This is a genomic window from Acinetobacter halobius, assembly GCF_044130335.1.
Lineage (GTDB): Bacteria > Pseudomonadota > Gammaproteobacteria > Pseudomonadales > Moraxellaceae > Acinetobacter.
On record NZ_JBIQOD010000003.1, the window covers coordinates 255,903 to 276,089 of the forward strand.

Annotated in this window: 21 protein-coding genes; 4 read left to right on the forward strand and 17 right to left on the reverse strand. The window is 39.9% G+C overall.

The annotated features are described in order from the left end of the window. Positions 1-58: 58 nt before the first annotated feature. The 9 genes from ACE01U_RS04975 to ACE01U_RS05015 form a co-directional block, all read right to left on the reverse strand. Positions 59-346 (reverse strand): winged helix-turn-helix transcriptional regulator, encoded by a 288-nt coding sequence (locus tag ACE01U_RS04975; RefSeq protein WP_395578852.1) that lies wholly within the window; start codon positions 344-346, stop codon positions 59-61. Positions 347-420: 74 nt separating this feature from the next. After that, entirely contained in the window at positions 421-1,605 is a 1,185-nt protein-coding gene (locus ACE01U_RS04980) for an acetyl-CoA C-acyltransferase (RefSeq protein ID WP_395578853.1), read from the reverse strand. Between the two features lie 14 nt (positions 1,606-1,619). After that, the gene (locus ACE01U_RS04985; protein WP_395578854.1) at positions 1,620-2,537 is read right to left on the reverse strand and encodes an SDR family NAD(P)-dependent oxidoreductase; all 918 of its coding nucleotides are present in this window, start codon (positions 2,535-2,537) and stop codon (positions 1,620-1,622) included. Positions 2,538-2,549: 12 nt separating this feature from the next. Continuing rightward, the gene (locus tag ACE01U_RS04990; RefSeq protein WP_395578855.1) at positions 2,550-3,005 is read right to left on the reverse strand and encodes a MaoC family dehydratase; all 456 of its coding nucleotides are present in this window, start codon (positions 3,003-3,005) and stop codon (positions 2,550-2,552) included. 12 nt (positions 3,006-3,017) lie between these two features. Continuing rightward, the gene (locus ACE01U_RS04995; protein WP_395578856.1) at positions 3,018-3,785 is read right to left on the reverse strand and encodes an SDR family oxidoreductase; all 768 of its coding nucleotides are present in this window, start codon (positions 3,783-3,785) and stop codon (positions 3,018-3,020) included. Positions 3,786-3,793: 8 nt separating this feature from the next. Further along, a complete protein-coding gene (locus ACE01U_RS05000) occupies positions 3,794-5,560 on the reverse strand; it encodes an acyl-CoA dehydrogenase family protein (protein ID WP_395578857.1) in 1,767 nt (588 codons plus the stop codon). A gap of 14 nt (positions 5,561-5,574) precedes the next feature. Beyond that, complete coding sequence (locus ACE01U_RS05005; protein WP_395578858.1) at positions 5,575-6,363, reverse strand: enoyl-CoA hydratase/isomerase family protein; 789 nt, start codon at positions 6,361-6,363, stop codon at positions 5,575-5,577. A 64-nt stretch (positions 6,364-6,427) separates the two neighbouring features. After that, entirely contained in the window at positions 6,428-8,002 is a 1,575-nt protein-coding gene (locus tag ACE01U_RS05010) for an AMP-binding protein (protein WP_395578859.1), read from the reverse strand. 86 nt (positions 8,003-8,088) lie between these two features. Continuing rightward, entirely contained in the window at positions 8,089-8,769 is a 681-nt protein-coding gene (locus tag ACE01U_RS05015; RefSeq protein ID WP_395578860.1) for a Crp/Fnr family transcriptional regulator, read from the reverse strand. A 376-nt stretch (positions 8,770-9,145) separates the two neighbouring features. On the opposite strand from ACE01U_RS05015, the gene mutS reads away from it, so the two are divergent. From mutS to ACE01U_RS05035, 4 genes are all read left to right on the forward strand, one after another. Then, positions 9,146-11,761: a DNA mismatch repair protein MutS gene (gene mutS / locus ACE01U_RS05020; protein WP_395578861.1), complete on the forward strand. Its 2,616-nt coding sequence runs from the start codon at positions 9,146-9,148 to the stop codon at positions 11,759-11,761. Between the two features lie 207 nt (positions 11,762-11,968). After that, a complete protein-coding gene (gene fdxA / locus ACE01U_RS05025) occupies positions 11,969-12,292 on the forward strand; it encodes a ferredoxin FdxA (protein ID WP_010327061.1) in 324 nt (107 codons plus the stop codon). 131 nt (positions 12,293-12,423) lie between these two features. Further along, a complete protein-coding gene (locus tag ACE01U_RS05030) occupies positions 12,424-13,143 on the forward strand; it encodes a D-Ala-D-Ala carboxypeptidase family metallohydrolase (RefSeq protein ID WP_086208353.1) in 720 nt (239 codons plus the stop codon). A gap of 132 nt (positions 13,144-13,275) precedes the next feature. Beyond that, positions 13,276-13,941, forward strand: coding sequence for an O-methyltransferase (locus tag ACE01U_RS05035; RefSeq protein ID WP_395578862.1), 666 nt, complete (start codon positions 13,276-13,278; stop codon positions 13,939-13,941). A 141-nt stretch (positions 13,942-14,082) separates the two neighbouring features. On the opposite strand, the gene ACE01U_RS05040 is transcribed toward ACE01U_RS05035, so the two are convergent. From ACE01U_RS05040 to ACE01U_RS05075, 8 genes are all read right to left on the reverse strand, one after another. Beyond that, entirely contained in the window at positions 14,083-14,925 is an 843-nt protein-coding gene (locus ACE01U_RS05040; protein WP_110975168.1) for a universal stress protein, read from the reverse strand. A 128-nt stretch (positions 14,926-15,053) separates the two neighbouring features. Continuing rightward, positions 15,054-15,665, reverse strand: a complete 612-nt coding sequence (locus tag ACE01U_RS05045; protein ID WP_086208356.1) for an acyltransferase — start codon at positions 15,663-15,665, stop codon at positions 15,054-15,056. Further along, positions 15,658-16,254 carry an IMPACT family protein gene (locus ACE01U_RS05050; RefSeq protein ID WP_086208357.1) on the reverse strand — a complete coding sequence of 199 codons (597 nt, stop codon included), beginning with the start codon at positions 16,252-16,254 and terminating at the stop codon, positions 15,658-15,660. The genes ACE01U_RS05045 and ACE01U_RS05050 overlap by 8 nt, the downstream gene beginning before the upstream one ends. Positions 16,255-16,517: 263 nt before the next feature. Continuing rightward, positions 16,518-17,264, reverse strand: a complete 747-nt coding sequence (gene lptB, locus ACE01U_RS05055) for an LPS export ABC transporter ATP-binding protein (protein WP_086208358.1) — start codon at positions 17,262-17,264, stop codon at positions 16,518-16,520. After that, positions 17,264-17,830, reverse strand: a complete 567-nt coding sequence (gene lptA / locus ACE01U_RS05060) for a lipopolysaccharide transport periplasmic protein LptA (RefSeq protein ID WP_086208359.1) — start codon at positions 17,828-17,830, stop codon at positions 17,264-17,266. Before lptA ends, lptB begins: the two co-directional genes overlap by 1 nt. Beyond that, complete coding sequence (lptC, locus tag ACE01U_RS05065; RefSeq protein WP_086208360.1) at positions 17,820-18,362, reverse strand: LPS export ABC transporter periplasmic protein LptC; 543 nt, start codon at positions 18,360-18,362, stop codon at positions 17,820-17,822. Before lptC ends, lptA begins: the two co-directional genes overlap by 11 nt. Before the next feature lie 34 nt (positions 18,363-18,396). Next, entirely contained in the window at positions 18,397-18,936 is a 540-nt protein-coding gene (locus ACE01U_RS05070) for a KdsC family phosphatase (protein ID WP_395578863.1), read from the reverse strand. Positions 18,937-18,939: 3 nt separating this feature from the next. Then, on the reverse strand, positions 18,940-19,917 hold the full coding sequence (locus ACE01U_RS05075) for a KpsF/GutQ family sugar-phosphate isomerase (protein ID WP_086208362.1): 978 nt from the start codon (positions 19,915-19,917) through the stop codon (positions 18,940-18,942). Between the last annotated feature and the right edge of the window lie 270 nt (positions 19,918-20,187).

The following is a 20,187-nucleotide window of genomic DNA, read 5'->3' on the forward strand; positions in this document are numbered from 1 at the left end:
ATTCTTTTTGTTTAGGAGAGTGATGGCTATTCAAACTTATCTTTAGAAATTGGAAAGTTTAGTATGTAGGTTCACTATCTAATAATAACTCAAAGATTTTCTTATGAAATATATTCCCTTCTTTGCTAATTAGATAAATAGCCCTTTTTTTAAACTTTGCAGTAATATTCTCCCTTCTTATAATATTTAATGAAACAAGTCTATTAAGCTTTCTTGTTAATACTGATCGGCTAATTTTTAGTTTTTTTTGTAATTCATTAAAACTTAGACCGTCATTACCACAATAATAAATAATTTGAATCTGCCATTTATCTCCGATGATTTGGCTAAGCTGTTCAATATCCATATTTCATCCTAAAAAAACTTTCTTAGCCCGATAACAAACTAAGAAAGAAAAAGGAAACAAAAAATTAATAAGCCCTAATACACTTCAAATAAAGCGGCTGCTCCCATACCTCCACCTATACACATTGAAACTACAGCATATTTTTCTTTACGACGCTTTGCTTCCAATAATGCATGCCCAACTAAGCGAGAACCCGTCATGCCATAAGGATGGCCAATCGAAATACTGCCACCATTAATATTATATTTTTCAGGATCAATGTCTAAATGGTCACGACAATATAGAACTTGGCAAGCAAATGCTTCATTGAGCTCCCAAACACCAATGTCATCAATTTTTAAACCATGTTGTTTCAAAAGTTTTGGAATTGCATAGATTGGTCCAATCCCCATTTCCTCAGGCGCGCAGCCACTAACTGCCATACCTCGATAAACACCTAAAGGTTGTAGTCCCTCACGTTCCGCAAGTTTTGCTTCAACGATTACACAAGCTGATGCACCATCAGACAACTGACTTGCATTACCCCCCGTAATTACACCACCTTCAATCACTGGCTTTAATGATGATAAGCCTACTAAAGTTGTATCTGCACGATTTCCTTCATCTTGATGAAGTAAAATGTCTTTAAAACTCAGCTCGCCTGTTTCTTTATTTTGAACTTTCATCGTGGTTTGAATGGCTACGATTTCATCGTCAAATATGCCATTCTGCTGAGCCCGTGCGGTACGCATTTGTGACTCAAATGAATAAGCATCTTGCTGTTCACGGCTAACGCCATACTTCTTCGCGACATATTCCGCAGTCTGTAGCATTGGCATATAAGCAGCTTTCACATGTTTGACTACATTTGGATCAAACTCTTTTCCAACCCATTCAAAATAAGGGTTTTGTACTGCGGTAATATTTTCCTGGCCACCCGCAATCACAGCTTCCATACCGTCAAATGTAATTTGTTTGGCAGCGGTTGCTATCGCCATTAATCCAGAAGAACATTGGCGGTCTATGGTTTGTCCTGGTACTGTTACTGGTAAGCCCGCTGCGAAGGAAGCCATGCGTGCAATATTTCCGCCCGCTGTTCCCACATTTAAAACTGAACCAACCACAACATCTTCAAAAATATCGGATTCTAAACCTGTTTTAGCAACTGCATGTTGTATTGCATGCCCCATCAATGTTGGTGATTTTGTATCATTAAATGAACCTCTAAAGGCGCGACCAATAGGTGTTCTTGCTGTAGAGACGATGACTGCTTCACGCATGATTCTTTCCTTATTTATCCGTTCAATTGAGTTTCTTTCATTGCTTTTTCAGCAAAGCGTAGTGTCTGTTGAGTTGCTCCAGCCAAATAATGGCTATGTGATGTATCAGAAATCTCATCGAACCTTTTGGCAATCGTTGCCGCATTACGATCAGCCTCTGGCAAATAGATACCTTCAGTTTCAAAAAGATAGCTACGAGCATAAACACCTGCCCCAGCCCCGATAATAGTTTTTGAAGGTGCTTCAGGGCTTGCGAGGAAAACAGCTGCGGGTGTAATGGTTTCTGGGCGAAGTAGAGGTTTGGCTTCTTCGGGAATTAACTCTTCTGTCATGCGTGTTGCCGCTGTCGGTGTGAGTGTATTCACATGAATGTTATATTTGATGCCTTCTTCATGTAACACATTCATAAGCCCTAACATTGCAGATTTTGCAACAGCATAATTACTTTGACCAAAATTCCCATAAAGCCCTGATGCAGATGAAGTCAGCACGATACGGCCATATTTTTGCTGTTTCATGATATCCCACACAGCTTTACAGCAATTCACTGTACCTTTTAAATGGACATCAATGACTTTCCAGAAATCATCCATCTCCATTTTCGAAAAGGTTGAATCTCGCAAAATTCCTGCATTATTAATTAAAATATCAACACGACCCCATGCATCTATGGCTTGCTGAACCATACTTTGCACTTGGTCAAATTGCGTGATATCTGAATTATTACTAATGGCTATACCGCCTTGAGCTAATATTTCAGCAACAACCATTTGGGCAGGACTCGCATCGCTTCCTGAACCATCTCGATTACCACCGACATCGTTAACGACAACTTTTGCACCCAGTTTTGCCAAGGCTAAAGCATAGGATTTACCTAGACCATTGCCTGCACCTGTAATAATGGCAACTTGATCTTTAAATTCGTGATTCATATTTTAAGTTCCTTATACAACTGCGATACTGATCCATTCAGCAACTAAAGCTGTTTTATTCAGTCCTTCAATTTCCACAGAAATATCTGTCACAAGTTGATATTTATCTTCGGCAATTGCTTCAAAACTTTTAATCAAGAAATTAGCGCGAATATGACTACCACTCGGTACAGGGTTTAAAAACCGTATTTTGTTGTAGCCATAGTTGATGCTTAATTTCATCCCTTCTAATAGAGGAAAAGTTGTTTCAACCAAATGAGGTAAAACTGATAGGGTTAACAAACCATGTGCAATTGTTCCCTTAAACGGCGTTTGAGCCGCTTTTTCAGGGTCAATATGAATGAATTGGCGATCTTCTGTCACTTCTGCAAATGCAGATATCCTCTGTTGATCCATCAAAAGCCTTTCGGATTGTAATATTTGACCAACTAACTTTTGATATTCAGTAAAACTTAGAACTTTATCCATGACATATCCCTGTTATCGTATGGTTGAATATCCACCATCAAGTGGAATAACGGCACCCGTTATAAAAGATGATGCTTGAGATGCTAAAAACAAAACCGTACCGACAATATCTTCTGCTTGCCCAATACGTTTTAACGGAATGGTATTCACGATTTCATCACGGTTTTGTTGCAACATGAATTCGGTCATTTTGGTTTCAAATGGTCCCGGCGCAATTGCATTGACATTAATATTCTGTCCAGCTAAATGCCCTGCCAAATGTTTTGTCAGTTGATGGACTGCTGCTTTACTTGCTGAATATGAATAGTTCCCAAAAGTAGGTACAGTTAAACCATCAATTGAGCCGATATTGATAACACGACTCGGAGACTCCGATGTATGATTTAGCAATTGAGGCAGTAAAGCTTGCGTTAGAAAAAACACAGATTTTAGATTGGTATCCAGTACTTTGTCCCAACCTGCTTCGGGGAACTTTCCAAGTTCAGCACCCCATGTCGCACCTGCGTTATTCACCAAAATATCAATTTGAGGTTCCAATGCAGAAAGTTTTTCAGCAAAGATTTGAATTTGCGCTAAATTGGATAGATCAGCAGCAATCCCTTTAACCTGACCGTATTGTTGTAATTGTTGCTCCGCAACCTGACAAGATTCTTCTTTACGTGAAACCACATACACCTTTGCACCATTGATCAATAAACCTTGTGCAATCATGTAGCCAATACCACGTGTACCACCAGTCACTACGGCAACTTTACCTTTTACATCGAATAAGTGATTCATTTTTTGACCTATAATTCGGGTTGAAAGTTTTGTAATACAGCAGACATCGCATTCGCGCGTTTCAATCGTTCATGTCGAGTGAATGTGTCAATTTGCATATAGTTAAAATAAAAAGCCGCTTCGGCATATTTATTCTGTTTATTAACAGCAAGGTTTTCTGAATGGGTCAAACTTGAAATGACACGTAGCCAAAGCACAGACATCATGCTATGCGCGACATACCACAGATAATCTTTGGCATACTGCAAGGCTGCGAAAGGGTTCTGCTGTAAATTGCCTTTAATACTTTCCGTTGTTTCTTTGAGTTGCTCGAACAAATGTTTGCTTTGCTCAAGATAGATTTGATCGCATTCATTCAGTTCTAAATCATCGAATTGCTGTTCAAGCCAATTCAACAAAATTGAAACGGTCTCATGCTTACCGTCAAAGATACGTCGTAAAATAATATCGAGTGATTGCACATCATTTGTACCTTCATAAATCGGTAAAATTTGTACATCTCTTAAGGCGTGTTCAATCCCACTTTCATGAATATAACCATGACCACCATAAGTCTGCATGGCAGCAGTTGCGACTTCTACGCCATATTCACTACATACTGTCTTAGATACAGCCATGAAAATTGGTAATATTGCATTTGCCAATTTTTTCAGTTCAGGATGATCTGAAGCTGTAGTTAACCCATTTAAAAGCGTGGTTTGGAATGCCAGTAACCGCCCAGATGAAATGCTGGTCTGCATACGGAGTAATTCACGTCGAATATTAGGATGCTGAATGATGGCAATAGAATCTTTTGATTTATTGATCAGATCACGACCTTGAATCCGATTCTGCGCATAATCTACTGCTTTTTGATAGGTATATTCAGCTACACCTAATGCTTGGAAAGAAGTTCCAATACGCGCTAACTTCATCATACTGAACATACCAAGTAGCCCCTGCCCCGGCTGACCCACAATCCAGCCTTGGGCCTGATCAAAGACTAGCTCAGCAGTCGCCGATGCATGAATCCCTAATTTATTTTCAAGGCGCGCACAACTGACATGATTTGAATCACCAATTTTCCCATCATCAGAAAGGTATTTAGGAACAATGAATAACCCTAGTCCAGCCAGTCCCGTTGGTGCTCCTTCAATTCGAGCAAGAACCAAATGAACGATATTATCCGTCAGATGATGATCTCCACCTGTGATAAATATTTTGGTTCCACTCAGGCGATATGTACCATCTTCATTCAAAACAGCTTTGGTTTTGATGAGTGATAAATCTGTACCGCACTGAGGTTCAGTTAAGCACATCGTGCCATTCCAAACACCAGTGCCTATTTTTTCTAAATATTTTTGCTTTAAATAATCAGAACCTAGAGTTTTGATGACTTCATAAACACCAAGCCTAATACTGATGTAAAGTGCAAAAGCCATTGAGCCACTGCTCAATACTTCGTCACAAGCAAAACTTAAAGGAAGTGGTAAACCTTGCCCACCATCCTCTACAGAGGTATGAATTGCACCCCAGCCGTCCTGAATATAATTTTGATAAACTTCTTTATAACCATCAGGTGCAAATGCTTGATTTCCTTTTATTGTACAACCTTGTTCATCCGCGCTTAACGCCAATGGTAATAGTTGTTCATCAACAAAAGTACCAACAGACTCTAAAACTAATTTAAAATCTTCAGTTAAGTTGACGTCATAATTCAAGAGCTGAATTTCTCTAGCCAGAACATGTCTGACTAGAAAATCATACTCATGAACAGGTGCATTAAAATTGCTCATGATATTTTCCTAAATTATTCGCCTTTAAATTCCAATAAACCTTTTACAAGAATATCTGCACCTTCTTTAGCAAAGCGGTTGACTGAACCCACCATATCCCCTGTTGCAAATGTACCTGCCGCAGCATCAGCCAAACGTAAATCTGCTGCCCCCATACCATGACTTACGGCAGCATTAATCATATGTTTAGAAGCGGCATAAGCGACCGTTGGTCCCTCTGATAATCTTTTTGCAAAGGTGTAAGCTTTTGCTTCAACAGCATCGTCGGCATAGACTTTGTTTAACAAACCCCAATCCAACATGGTTTTGGCATCATAGATACCTGCTGTTAGCACCATTTCTTTCGCGCGTTGTAAACCGACTCGTGCCACCAAACGCTGTGCACCACCTAACAAAGTCGTTGTACCAATACGCGCTTCAACTTGACCAAAGTTTGCTGTTTCACTTGCAAATGCAATGTCATGCAGTTGTAAAATTTCACAACCACCCCCTAGACACATTCCACGAACAGCAATAATGGTTGGAAATGGTAAGTTTTCAAAACGATGCATTTCTGGGATTGCACCACTGAGCATACGTCGCGCGAAATTAGCATCCTGCCCGAGAAAATTCTCAACTACATGCGCGCCTGCACAGAAATGATCGCCTTCTGCAAGTGTTAACAATGCACGGGCTTTGTTCTCAATCGCTTGATCCACTGCTTCCATAAGCCCATAAAATGATTTCATGGTGAGTAAGTTCATTGGACCATCAGCAAAAGTTGCAATCGCTAAATTGCCATCCATTTTAAATTTAACAGTCATGGAAATCTCCTTGTAAGACTGGTGTGGGAATTGTCTAGTATTGAAAACTGAGTGAGTAAAGGCGTTAGGACACTTGCCGATCTTGTTTAGACCAGTAAGGCTCTCGCAAAATTCGTCTTAAAACTTTACCTGCGGGATTTCTTGGGAGTTGCTCGACAAAGTCGATCGACTTAGGCACTTTAAAATTTGCCAATTTTGATTTTGAAAATTCCAAAATGTTTTGAGCAATAGATGCAACATCTTGGTTATTATTTTTTAAGACTATGATTGCTTTTAAGCACTCTCCCCAAGTTTCATCAGGCACACCGATGACAGCGACTTCAGAAATATTTGGATGCTGATATAAAATATCTTCAATTTCAGTTGGATAAACATTCTCTCCACCACTAATCACCATGTCTTTCTTACGGTCATAGATGTAGGCATAACCTTGCTCATCCATATAGCCAAGATCACCTGTAAGCAAATATTCGTTATGGAAAGTCTGAGATGTTTCTGTAGGCTTTTGCCAATAGCCGTTCATGTTTTGAATGCTTCGACAGGCAATTTCACCGATTTGACCACTAAGTAGTTGTTCAAATTGTTCATTCAAAATTTGAATTTCGACGCCATGCGTGGCTCGACCACAAGAATGGGAAAGTCTGTCATTTCCTTGAGCAATATCTAGATGATCCTGAGCATCTAAATAAGTAATTGGACCTGAGCTTTCTGTTAGCCCATAGATCTGACCAAAATGTGTATGAGGTAAACGTTTGATAGCAGCTTTTAATAATGCTGTTGGCATTGGAGCTGCACCATAAATCACATTTTTTAATGTATTGAGTGCTTGGTTATTTTCTGACAAAGTATCTAATAAATGCTTCAGCATGACAGGTACAAGCAACGTTAAAGAAACTTGCTCTTGTTGCATGATTTGTAGAACATTTTGCGGATTGAACTGTTCAACCAAAACCAGTTTACAACCTAAATACAATGCAAATAACCCAGCAAGTGAACCTGCAATATGTGCATGTGGTAAGGACAGTAAAACATGGTCGTCTGAATGAAATTGTGCCAATGGACTGAGCCCATGATTTTGTTTGGCATCTAAAGCAGTATGAAATAAAGATAAGCTACAGAGCTCGACACCCTTGGATACGCCTGTTGTTCCGCTGGTATATAGCTGTAAACAAATTTCTCTAGTATCTTGCTGATAGTCGATAGGGTTTATACTTTGGTGATCACGCCAGATTTCATATTGTTCATCTGTACAAATAATCGTAAATGTATCGCCGAGTAAAGCCTGTAATTGTTCACCAATTGCAGTATAAAAAACTCGACCAATAAACAAAACTTTCGCTTGCGAGTCCTGAATAATGGGCAAAATTTCATTCAATATAAATTTGGCATGAATGGGAACAATGACCGCACCAATACGACTAGAGCCAATCGCCACTTCATAAAAGCGATCATTATTTACATCTAAAAATAAAATACGATCTTGTGGTTGAACATCTAGTTTAGTTAGGCCATGAGCGACCTGATTTGCAGACTGATTTAAATTGGCGTAACTAATTTGGCGATCTTTAAATACGATAGCCGTGCGTTCAGGTTGCTGCGCATATTGTTGTGCTATTTGCGCAAGGGTCATTCCTGACATGTCTTTCTCCTTGGGTAAGTTCCTAAGAGAAAGTTATGCCTTTTTAAACCTGTAGAATGTCGGCTAAATTACATTGTGGGCTATTTTTAAATTTCATCGTTATCTTTTAAGTTTTCCTGAATAAATTCTTCTAACTTATGTTTATCTGTAATTTTAATTTTTCCATAATGGCTTTCTATCAACCCTAAAGTCTTCATTTGCTGTAGTGTTTTATTGACTGTTTGTCGAGTCGTACCAACCATCATCCCTATATCCATTTGGGACAATATTAAATGGGTATCTTGTGCATATAATTCTTTGATTCCATTAATCTGACTTACACGAGATGCGATACGCAAACTGACAGGTAAAGTGAGTATTTCTTTGACCAATTGTAAAGTTGCACGTAATCGCCTATTGACCTGTTGGATCATTGCTTCTTCGACTTGAACATATTTATGTCGAAAATAATGAATGTCCTCAGCTTGCCATACACGGAGTTTTGTTGTTCCTCGACTTGTTAAAGTAACAGGATATGGTAATTGATCCACGACAGCACTATCCGCAATTAACTCTCCTTCTGAATAAACATAGAGTAAAATTTCTTGACCTGATTCTGTTATGATACTTTTTTTTATTTGTCCATCTATGATTTGGAATACAGATGTAATCGGATCACCCTCTTGGTACAGAATATGATCATTTAAAATAGTAGATATTTTGGCTTTCTGAAGCATTTCAGTACGAATATGTTCTGGTAAAGTGTCAATCCAATTAAATCCCAACATTGTATATGTACTCCCTGTACCATTAACTTATTAATCACATTAGCTTAATCGCATTTTATTATTCTAATCATTTTGATGAACCTATTAGTTTTCCACTTAAGTTATTATCCATCACTTAAAGTCAACTTCACATGATTCACAGGGACTCACTAACTTTGTTTAATGGAACTCACTGATGCAGTGTGCAATTTGTTAATATAAGCGTATGCACTATTTATGCTCAATAAGGTAGCATTAAGTCCCACAACCTATTCTCACTAGGAAATACAGTCTAGGTTTAGATTGAATTGAGATGGATTACATCAGACAGTTACCGTGTGTATTTTGAAAATATATTAAATTTAAAGGCTTTATTGTAGTGAAACAAGATAACTCAATGATTGACACATCCACTCTCACCCCGATGATGCAACAGTACATGGGCGTCAAAATGCAACATCCGCATTCTTTGATGTTCTATCGTATGGGTGACTTCTACGAGCTATTTTTTGAAGATGCACACAAGGCCGCTAAACTTCTCGGAATTACACTGACTCATCGTGGCAAAGCCAATGGTGAACCCATCCCTATGGCAGGTGTTCCTTATCATGCAGCTGAAGGCTACCTTGCGCGCTTGGTAAAAAAAGGTGAAACAGTCGTCATTTGCGAGCAAATTGGCGAAGTTACAGGTAAGGCCCCTGTTGAACGTGGGGTTGTCAGGATTATTACACCAGGTACACTGACCGATGATGCCTTGCTGACTGCACATCAAAGTTCAAACCTTGTGGCGCTTTGCATACAACAAAACGAAATTGGTATTGCACTGTTAGATTTGAGTGCAGGTTTATTTAAAGTTCAGCAACAAGAGTTTCAACTTGAGCAACTCGGTATTGAACTGTCTCGCCTCATGCCAAGTGAAATTTTGGTCGATGAAAATATTGTCGATCCCAACATTATTGAACACATTAAAAAGCTGCTCGACTGCCCGGTAACACGCCGCCCGAATGTCGACTTTAACCTAAACAACGCACAAAAAACCTTATGCGATCAGTTTGCTGTATCGACTTTAGCAGGTTTCGGTATTGATCATTTGCCACTTGCCAAAGCGGCAGCAGCATCGCTGATTCATTATGCCAAAGAAACGCAAAAGACAGCCTTACCGCATATTCGCTCTATTCAGTTGGAACAAAGCAGTGATTTCATTGCGCTTGATCCTGTGACACGTAGAAACTTAGAGTTGGTTGAACCTCTGTTTGAACACGGCACGTCATTGTTCCAACTCATCAATGACTGTCAAACAGCCATGGGCGGACGTTTACTTAGCCGCACGCTAATGCAACCATTACGTGACACCAAGCTCTTAGACGCACGTTTAGACGCGACTAAAAGTCTTGTAGATGGCTACCATGAATCACCAGTTCGTTTAGTCTTAAAAGAAATTGGAGACATCGAACGCGTTCTCAGTCGCGTGGCTTTAGGCAGTGCCCGTCCACGAGACTTAGTGCAACTGCGCCAAGCCTGTGCGCAAATCCCTTATTTACGTCATGCCATTCAACCCGTGATCCAAAGTAAACAGTCCGCACTCATTTCTCTATTGAATGAGGAGTTGGGCGATTTCCATGGCTTACATCAACGTTTAATGTCCGCCATTGTTGAACATCCGCCTGTGCTTTTACGGGATGGAAATGTAATAGCCGAAGGTTTCGATCATGAACTGGATGAACTACGTAAAATCCGCGATCATGCGGGACAGTACTTGATCGACCTTGAAATTCAAGAACGTCAAAATACGGGAATTTCGACCTTAAAAATTGGCTATAACCGTGTCAGTGGGTACTACATCGAACTGACCCGTGCGCAAGCTGAGCAAGCGCCTGATCACTACATTCGCCGTCAAACCTTGAAAAATGCTGAGCGTTATATCACGCCTGAGCTAAAAACCTTTGAAGACAAGGTGCTTTCGAGTGAATCCCGTGCATTAGCCCGCGAAAAAATGCTGTTCGAAATGCTTTTAGATGAACTGCGCGCCGATATTGGTCATTTACAAATGATGAGCAGCGCTATTGCGCAGATCGACCTCTTAGCCAACTTTGCACATCAGGCTCGCTTACGCAATTGGTCACGTCCTGAGTATAGTCCCGAAACTGGGGTTAAAATTATTGCTGGACGTCATCCAGTGGTTGAGGCATTGAACAAAGCTACATTTACACCGAATGACACGACACTTGATTTCAACCACCGTATGGCCATTATTACTGGTCCTAATATGGGGGGTAAATCAACCTTTATGCGCCAAACGGCTTTAATTAGCCTATTGGCCTATTGTGGCTCCTATGTCCCTGCCCAATCGGCAGTATTAGGTCCTATTGATCGAATCTTTACCCGTATTGGTTCTGCCGATGACCTATCTACAGGCAAATCAACCTTTATGGTGGAAATGACTGAAACCTCGCAAATCCTACATCATGCAACCAATCAGTCTCTGGTTCTGATGGATGAAGTTGGTCGTGGCACCAGTACCTATGATGGTTTATCTTTGGCATGGGCTTGCGTACTTGACTTAACCAAACGCATTAAATGCTTATGTTTATTTGCCACACACTACTTTGAACTAACTGAGCTGGCCAAAGAAACTGCAATTGATAACTACCATGTCACCGCAAAAGAACTCAATGGCAACCTGATTTTGTTACATAAAGTCCAACATGGGCCTGCAAGCCAAAGTCACGGCTTACAAGTGGCAAAATTGGCAGGTATTCCTGCCAGTGTGATCAAAGAAGCACAAAATCGTCTGAAAATTTTAGAGAAACAACAACTGCAAAAACCTAAAGTCGTTCAAAACGATTTGTTTGCTGCAATAGAAGCACCTGAAATTGAAACCATTGAACGTGTAGTCGAAATTGAGAAACCTTCTGCTGCACTTGAACTACTCAAGAGTATTGATGTCGATAATTTAAGCCCACGTGAAGCTTTACAACAGCTTTATGCATTGAAAGATCAGTTACATTCATAGTGGTTTTCTATTTTTGTCACCCATTTAGACCGTCAAAATGACGGTCTTTTTTATTGTCAAAAGCAGTTTTCAGCAGAATGTTCAGTTTTTATCAAATTTAACAGCCGTGCATATAACAAATATCAATAAAAGCAATTGTTAGTTGGTGCCGTTTTTGCCTAAAATACACATTAGTTATTAGAACCATATTTTTAGGTAGCCTTCGCCATGACCTTTGTTGTCACTGAAAATTGTATTAAATGTAAATATCAAGACTGCGTAGAAGTTTGTCCAGTAGACTGTTTCTATGAAGGTCCAAACTTTCTAGTGATCAATCCAGATGAGTGTATTGATTGTGCACTGTGTGAACCTGAATGTCCTGCAAATGCAATTTTCTCTGAAGATGAACTGCCAGAAGGTCAAGAAGTCTTTATCGAACTGAATGCTGAATTATCACAAACTTGGCCAAACATTACCCAGATTGGTGATCAACCTGCTGACCGTGAAGAATGGAACGGTAAAACAGATAAGTTACAATACTTAGAAAAGTAACTCTAAAAAGATCAGCATAAGCTGATCTTTTTTTATACCTAAAACACACATTTGATTGCAATATTTCCAAATTTTCCCCATCAATATAGATTAAAATAATAGCCGTATTTTTTAAATATTTGATTTCTATAATGAAGAAATTTTTAAAGGGATTATTTGCGGTTAGCATAATCCCCTTGGTGATGATTGGCTGTACGACTTCATCTCACAAAGGCAAAACCATTACGACTCCCGATGGAAAACGTATTTTTATCCCACAAGAGCAAATTAGTTTTGACCGCCCTGCACCACCTAAAATTATTCCTTATACCTATAATGCTTGGATGTCTGTGGGTGACACACTAGCACGCGTACGTGAGTATGAAGTTTTCCTTGAACGTAATGGCGTTGGGAATATCATTCCAAGCTTTGAACTGCTCAGAACCGCTCGTGACTGGCAAAAATGTGGTCGCTCACAATATATGATTCCAAACCGTGAGCTTTGGAAAAACCAAATTGCGACTCTAAAAGTGTTTAAATATTTGGTTGCAGCCAAAGTACTGACCGATTTTGAAGTTACTTCAGTTTATCGTGATCTGCCTTTAAACCAATGTGCAGGTGGTGCCAACTCATCCCGCCACTTATTCAATTCTGCTATAGATTTTCGAATCGGACCTGAAAACCCGCAGCCGCAAGATTATGCATATATTGAAAATACTAAATTCCGTCTATGCCAATTTTGGGCTCAACACGGACAAAGCTTAAACATGGGCTTAGGCTTATATGCATCTGGTCAAATTCACATTGATACCCAAGGATATCGCACATGGGGCCCTGACCTTAGTCGAAATTCATCAATGTGTAATTACTAACTATTTTATAAGGAAAAGAGGTCGATTAGACCTCTTTTTTTAAGCATTGATTTAAACAAATATGGTCGGATAAATTGCACTCTGAAAATAAAAGTTTAAAATGCTCCACATCGCAACCAAGGTGAACATGCTATGCAACAAATGTGGACAGAGATTGATAACTATATCGACGCACATTTAATTCCTGAAGACCCCATTCTGACTCAAACTTTAGAAAATACAGAGAAACATGGTTTTCCAGATCACTTAGCTGTTGCACCCAACCAAGGCATGCTTTTACAAATGCTGATTCAAATGAATCAATGTAAGCGTGTGTTGGAGCTTGGTACTTTTGCTGCCTATAGCACCATGTGGTTAGCGCGCGCTTTGCCTGAAGACGGCTATATTTTAACGATTGAAGGGCGTGATACGCATGCCGCGATGGGTCAAGAAAATATCGACAAAGCTCAGCTCAAACAAACCGTTGAACTCAAATGTGGACGCGCAGCAGATATCCTTAAATCGCTGCCCGCAGACATTGAACCTTTTGACTTTATTTTTATTGATGCAGATAAGCAAAGTTACCCAGAGTATTTGGAATTAAGCCTCAAGCTATCTCATTCAGGTACTTTGATTTTCCTTGATAACGTGATTCGTGCAGGCGATATTATCAATCCTGAAAATCATAAGCCAAGTATTGAAGGGATCCGTGATATGTTTAAAGCGATGCAAAATCATCCGAAAATTTTGTCGTGCACCGCCATTCAAACTGTCGGTAGCAAAGGACATGATGGCTTTGCCTTAGCCATTGTAAAATAAGCTAAAACTTAGATTAAAAAATACCCAATTAATTTAAGCTTATATAAATTATAAACTTACATTTACTGTCCATATAGTTATCCACAATTAATGCGGATAACTATGGATAAAAGGGGCACAATTTAGAGAAGTCACTCGATATTAGCGTGCCACCAATAAAGGCACTTTGGCATTCCTAAAAATAGTCGTAGCAATGCTACCCAAAAAGAACTGATGAATTTTACTGTGGCTAAATGCCCCTAGAACAATCAGTTGTATACCATGCTCATTCTGATATTCCAAAATATTTTCAGCCACGTCACCATAGCGATATTCAGTAATCACATCCAGATTCGCCTCTTTTAAATAACGTTCTGGCTCTGCTAGGATTTCAGGGTGGTCGCCAACATAGACTAAATGGCATTGTAAAAGACGCAGTAAATCACTTTGAGCAATTCGCTTCATCATCTTCACACAGGTCGGGGAATATTCATAAGCAAAGATAAAACGTGTAGGCGGTTTGAATGTATCACCCACGGTCATGACCGTGCATTTTGCTCCGCGAATAAAGTTTTCAACATTACTACCCAGTGGTTTATTACGTTCAGCCGATTTTTCTCCGACTCGACCAATCACGACAATGTCATCTTCATGTAATAAGTTAAAACTTTGCTCGAGGAAGTCTCCTTTTTCTTGAATATGTGTCGTATGCAAGCCGTGTGTTTCAAGAATGAGTTTAGAAATATGATCAAGTAGATTGTTACTGTAACTGAGTGCAAGTTCACTTTGTTTCTGCTCCAACTCAGCTAGCTCTTTGAGCAACATTGCATTGCTTTCAAATCCAATCACCCCACTAATTTCACCCAAGTGATAACTTGCAGGGTAATAATCCAAAACTTGTAAAAGGACCAATTCACGCCCTGTTTGTTTTGCAATCCAAGCAGACGCTTCTGCTAAGGCATTGATACAAGGGGAAGAATCAATACATGCAATGACTCGTTTCATTATCGCCTCTCATTACACCGCATTTGGCATAAGGTCTCATTGTTGTTCTAAACTTAGCATATCTTTTTTTTTGATGGCAGATTTTTATGTAATTAAGTATTGATAAATGTTCAAGATTCTTTGATGTCTTAATCACGTAAACGAATAAGCTGAGCAGGATTGCCTGCCACAATGGATCGCTCCGCAATATCTTTGGTCACCATACTATTCATACCTACCACGGCATGTGCACCAATTTTCACTCCATCTTTCACGCCCACATGGGCCCCCAACCAAACATCTCGTCCAATTTCTATCCCTCTTGAACGTACAGGCTGTTGATAGATCGGATCACTGAGTGCCATGCCATGATCAAAGGCATATAAGTGACAATAGGCTGCAATACGTACTTGATCATCTAACTTAATCCCCACACGGCCACCATCCAAAATACAATGATGGTTGATTGCGACCTCGCTGCCAATGTCTAAAGGCCCGTGCAAAGTACAATCAGCAGCAATAAACGTGTTGTCCCCAATAATAATTTTACGGCCTGGCTCTGCGAAAATGTGTGCCAATGGAGAAATAAAACAGTTTTGACCAATTTCAACGGTTTCCATTTCCATTAAGTAAGCTTGGTACTCTTGCTGCCATGCCTCAGCCCACATCCGATTTTTAGGCTTGAGTGACCAATACAACCATGGCATATAATTTAAGCGGTGCTTATGCTGTTCACGATATTTGAGTAAGGGATCAGTCATGATGGTCATCCACAATTTTTAATGCTTCACGCCCACGGGTTAGGTCTTGTATTTTAACTGCGAGCGCTTCAATCTGATGCACTTGTAATAATGCCTCTACAAGCACGCCCTCCGCAGTATATTGCTCATTAAACTCAATCTGCCCGCTATTCAGCTCATACTGGAAAATTGCCCATTCATTAAATTGACAGGCAAAATGTACTTTTTTCTTTTCAATGAGCTCGATTTTTTCAGCCAACAGTAAACACTGTCCTGCTGTTCCACCATAAGCACGTACCAGTCCACCTGTGCCTAACTTGACACCACCATACCAACGATTGACCAAAACCAAAACATTGGTTAGTTCATTACCTTCGATGGTGGCTAAAATAGGACGGCCTGCAGTTCCTGATGGTTCACCGTCATCATTAAAACGAACATTATGACCAATTTTCCATGCCCAACACTGATGTGTGGTGCTGATATCTTTATATTGCTCTAAAAAGTCTTTAACAGCCTGTTCATTTTCAACAGGCACAGCAAAAGCTTGAAAACGACTTTTTTTGATGTCCTCTTCATAGCTCACTAAACTAGAGATGGTAAATGGCATAACATAATTTTTAAAAATTTCACAAAAAATTATAACGTATTTTCAATCAGCTATCATATGAAAATGGCTCATTACTTCAAACCAACACGATGATCAAATAGGCAATGCATAGCAGTATAAAAGGGAAAAGATGCTTTAAATGCTCTACGATCAAACATAGAACAAAAAAACGAGCTATGTAACTGAGTCAAAATGGGATATCCATAACTCTAAAATTTCAGCTCAAAATCTGCGCCAATCAGACCAATTGGCGCAGTAAATACTTATACAGTAAAGTCATCACCCAGATAGACTTGGCGCACGGTTTCATTGGCTAAGATTTCATCAGGAGAACCTTCAGCAATTACCGCACCCTCACTGACAATATAAGCACGCTCACAAATCGCTAAAGTCTCACGAACGTTATGGTCTGTAATCAATACGCCGATCCCGCGCTGTTTCAATGTAGTAATAATATCTTTAATATCACCGACTGAAATTGGATCAACTCCAGCAAACGGTTCATCCAATAGCATAAATTTTGGATCAGCGGCCAATGCACGTGCAATTTCCGCACGACGACGCTCACCACCAGAGACACTCATACCCAATGAATCTTTAATATGACTGATTTTGAAATCAGCCAATAATTCATGCAAACGTTGTTTACGCTGCTCTTTATTCAAATCTTTTCGTGTTTCCAGAATCGCCATAATATTTTCAGAAATGGTGAGTTTTCTGAAAATAGATGCCTCTTGCGGCAAGTAACCAATACCTTTACGCGCACGTTCATGCATGGCCAAATCAGACATATCCAAGTCATCAAGATGAATTTCACCTTTATCCATGCGTACCAGTCCAACCACCATATAGAAGCTAGTGGTTTTACCCGCACCATTTGGTCCAAGTAAGCCAACAATTTGCCCACTTTGCATGCTAAAAGATACATCTTTTACCACCCAACGCTTACTGTAGTTCTTCGCAAGATGCTTGATGCATAAGGTCTGTGGCTGATTGAGAGTTTGCTCCATTAGTCACGCGCTCCAGGGAAGGATTGAGAGGCTGAAGGTGGAATCACAATTTGAACTCGACCGCCCGATGAACCACCACTACTCGGTGTACCAATCGCTTCAATATCCCCTTTGTTCATACTATAACGCAGCGTATTACCCCGAATACTGGCACCATCCTGCTCCAAAAGTGCACTACCTGATAAGGTAATAATGCCTGTTTCTGCATTATAAATAATCTTTTGCGCCTGACCTTTGGCAATGCCTTTATTGGTACTGACTTGCTGCTGAAAACGTGCAGGCTTGCCATTTGCAGTAATGGTACTGATTTGACGGTTTTGGTTCAAATTCGCAACAATCGAGTCAGCCTGAAGTTTCATTGTCCCTTGTTCAATAATGACATTACCCGTATACGTCGTGACTCCTGTTTTTTCATTAAAGGTTGCACGATCCGCCAACAATGAAATGGCTTTGGTTCGATCACTTGGTAATGCTAAAGCAAAAGTTGAAACTGCTACACCTAAGCTCAGTGCAAGCGTTTGCTTGAGGAAAGTTTTCGAAATAGAAAATTTTGGATTATGGTTCATACTTCCCTCGAATATGGAAAAAGTCATATTGACCCGTATTTAAATTTGCTTTTAAACCCTGACTGACAAATTCTGCTTGTGGTGTTGTGACCACCACTTGCTGTTGAGATTCAAGTTCACGTGTTTTTGGAAAAGCAGTCAGTTCGACCGTCTCAAACTGCATACGGCCATGATCTAACATTTTTTGAGCAACAACCTGATTCGTTAATACGACTTTTTCGTTGTCATTAGAGCCATTCGCCTGCTTTGCATAGAATATGGCATCGACTTTTCCTGCTTTATACATTTCAGCATTTAAGTTTTCTAACTTCGATGTCTTCTTTTGCATATCTTGCTCAAGACGATCTATCTTTGCTCGGACGTATAGATTTCCCCGCTCATCCGTTTGTGTCAGCTGGATCTTCTCAGCAGAATAGGTCATGCTCTGCGCAGAATCGACTTCGAGCTTATGCCCCTTTCCACTATAATAGTAATAACCACTGCTGATAGCAGCAATCGCTACGGCAGTGATATATAAAACTTTAGTATCCATAAATGTTAACTAAACTCTCATGCATGCATACTGATTAATGCGGGACTGCGGTATACTTTTCAAGTAAAGTTTCGTATACGCCTTTGGCTTGTAAAATCATATCGCAAATTTCACGTACAGCACCACGACCACCCATCGCTTGAGTGACTAAATCCGCACGACGACGAACTTCTAAGTGACCATTCGGTACTGTAACTTTCATACCAGCAATCGCAAATGCAGATAGGTCTGGCCAGTCATCTCCCATATACAAACAGTCCTCTGGCACAATGCCGAACTTTGCACAAGCTTCACGTAGCGCCACACCTTTGTCTTCACGGCCTTGATAAACAAGGTCAACGCCCAAATCAGACATGCGTTTTTCTACGATCTGGCTCTTACGACCCGTGATAATAATCACTTTCACACCAGCCCGCTGAACCAGTTTCATACCTAAACCATCACGGATATCGAAGGATTTAATTTCGTCACCAGAGTTGGTTAAAGTTACAAAACCATCACTCAAAATACCATCGACATCCAAAACTAGAGCTTCTACATGACGTGCTTGTTCTAACAAAATATAAGAAGCCATTTCTTAGTTCACCCCAGCTTGAATCAGGTCATGCATACTCAACACACCAATCACTTTATTGGCATCATCAACGACGACAAATTGGTTAATTTTCTTTTCGTTCATTCGCTCTAAGGCTTCGACAGCACGTGCTTCGGCAGAAATTGTCAGTGGATTTTGAGTCATCACATTTGACACAGCCAAGTTCACATCAAAACCTTGTTGCTTATCAATCAAACGACGTAAGTCACCATCGGTAAAAATACCCAACAGTCGATCATTTTCATCCACAATTGTGGTTAAACCTAGGCGTTTGTTTGAGATTTCGTAAAGAACTTTGTTCATTGCTGTATCTGGAGACACTTTTGGTAGCTCATCCCCTGTATGCATTAAATGTTTCACATGCAACAACAGACGTTTACCGAGTGCACCAGCGGGATGGGAACGAGCAAAGTCATCTGACGTAAAACCACGAGCTTCGAGTAGTGCAACAGCCAATGCATCTCCCAAAGCCAAGGTTGCTGTGGTACTTGATGTTGGTGCCAAACCCAATGGGCACGCTTCTTGGATATCACCTAAGGTCAGCGCCACATCAGCATTTTGTGGCATTGGTCCACGTTCATCACCACTGATGGTAATTAAAGGTACACCTAAATATTTAATCAAAGGCATCAGCATCATAATTTCATCACTCTTGCCCGAGTTTGAAATCGCAATCAATACATCGCCTGCAACCAACATCCCTAAATCACCGTGACCTGCCTCACCAGGATGCATGAAAAATGATGGTGTGCCTGTAGAAGCAAACGTAGCTGCCATTTTTCGTCCAATATGTCCCGACTTTCCCATTCCAGTTATGACTAAACGCCCTTTACACTTTAAAATAATTTCACATGCACGAGTGAAACGATCATCTATTTGCTGTGCAAGAACTGATAATGCTTGTCGCTCTATCTCAAGAGTTTCTAAAGCCACTTTTTGGAAATCAATAGGATTTGACATATTTTCAGAATTCAATGCTGTTTTACCTGAATTGCATGATGATATTAAACACTACCATCACATAAAAAATAATTTCCAAGATTTTATCATATCTAGGTTGTCAACTAGCGTGGAAATCTTTGGATTTTCACAACATATCTACAAATGATCCATTCGAACAATTGAATCTCTATTTTAATGATCTATATTGTCCGCTTTTATACTGATACTTTTACCATTCGATCAAGATCTGCTATCGCTTTACATCAAACGACGATTTTTTTTGGTTTA

Coding starts and splice junctions, on each gene's coding strand:
- ACE01U_RS04975 (WP_395578852.1), bottom strand. CDS start 346: ATGGATATTGAACAGCTTAGCCAAATCATCGGAGATAAATGGCAGATT.
- ACE01U_RS04980 (WP_395578853.1), bottom strand. CDS start 1,605: ATGCGTGAAGCAGTCATCGTCTCTACAGCAAGAACACCTATTGGTCGC.
- ACE01U_RS04985 (WP_395578854.1), bottom strand. CDS start 2,537: ATGAATCACGAATTTAAAGATCAAGTTGCCATTATTACAGGTGCAGGC.
- ACE01U_RS04990 (WP_395578855.1), bottom strand. CDS start 3,005: ATGGATAAAGTTCTAAGTTTTACTGAATATCAAAAGTTAGTTGGTCAA.
- ACE01U_RS04995 (WP_395578856.1), bottom strand. CDS start 3,785: ATGAATCACTTATTCGATGTAAAAGGTAAAGTTGCCGTAGTGACTGGT.
- ACE01U_RS05000 (WP_395578857.1), bottom strand. CDS start 5,560: ATGAGCAATTTTAATGCACCTGTTCATGAGTATGATTTTCTAGTCAGA.
- ACE01U_RS05005 (WP_395578858.1), bottom strand. CDS start 6,363: ATGACTGTTAAATTTAAAATGGATGGCAATTTAGCGATTGCAACTTTT.
- ACE01U_RS05010 (WP_395578859.1), bottom strand. CDS start 8,002: ATGTCAGGAATGACCCTTGCGCAAATAGCACAACAATATGCGCAGCAA.
- ACE01U_RS05015 (WP_395578860.1), bottom strand. CDS start 8,769: ATGTTGGGATTTAATTGGATTGACACTTTACCAGAACATATTCGTACT.
- mutS (WP_395578861.1), top strand. CDS start 9,146: ATGATTGACACATCCACTCTCACCCCGATGATGCAACAGTACATGGGC.
- fdxA (WP_010327061.1), top strand. CDS start 11,969: ATGACCTTTGTTGTCACTGAAAATTGTATTAAATGTAAATATCAAGAC.
- ACE01U_RS05030 (WP_086208353.1), top strand. CDS start 12,424: ATGAAGAAATTTTTAAAGGGATTATTTGCGGTTAGCATAATCCCCTTG.
- ACE01U_RS05035 (WP_395578862.1), top strand. CDS start 13,276: ATGCAACAAATGTGGACAGAGATTGATAACTATATCGACGCACATTTA.
- ACE01U_RS05040 (WP_110975168.1), bottom strand. CDS start 14,925: ATGAAACGAGTCATTGCATGTATTGATTCTTCCCCTTGTATCAATGCC.
- ACE01U_RS05045 (WP_086208356.1), bottom strand. CDS start 15,665: ATGACTGATCCCTTACTCAAATATCGTGAACAGCATAAGCACCGCTTA.
- ACE01U_RS05050 (WP_086208357.1), bottom strand. CDS start 16,254: ATGCCATTTACCATCTCTAGTTTAGTGAGCTATGAAGAGGACATCAAA.
- lptB (WP_086208358.1), bottom strand. CDS start 17,264: ATGGAGCAAACTCTCAATCAGCCACAGACCTTATGCATCAAGCATCTT.
- lptA (WP_086208359.1), bottom strand. CDS start 17,830: ATGAACCATAATCCAAAATTTTCTATTTCGAAAACTTTCCTCAAGCAA.
- lptC (WP_086208360.1), bottom strand. CDS start 18,362: ATGGATACTAAAGTTTTATATATCACTGCCGTAGCGATTGCTGCTATC.
- ACE01U_RS05070 (WP_395578863.1), bottom strand. CDS start 18,936: ATGGCTTCTTATATTTTGTTAGAACAAGCACGTCATGTAGAAGCTCTA.
- ACE01U_RS05075 (WP_086208362.1), bottom strand. CDS start 19,917: ATGTCAAATCCTATTGATTTCCAAAAAGTGGCTTTAGAAACTCTTGAG.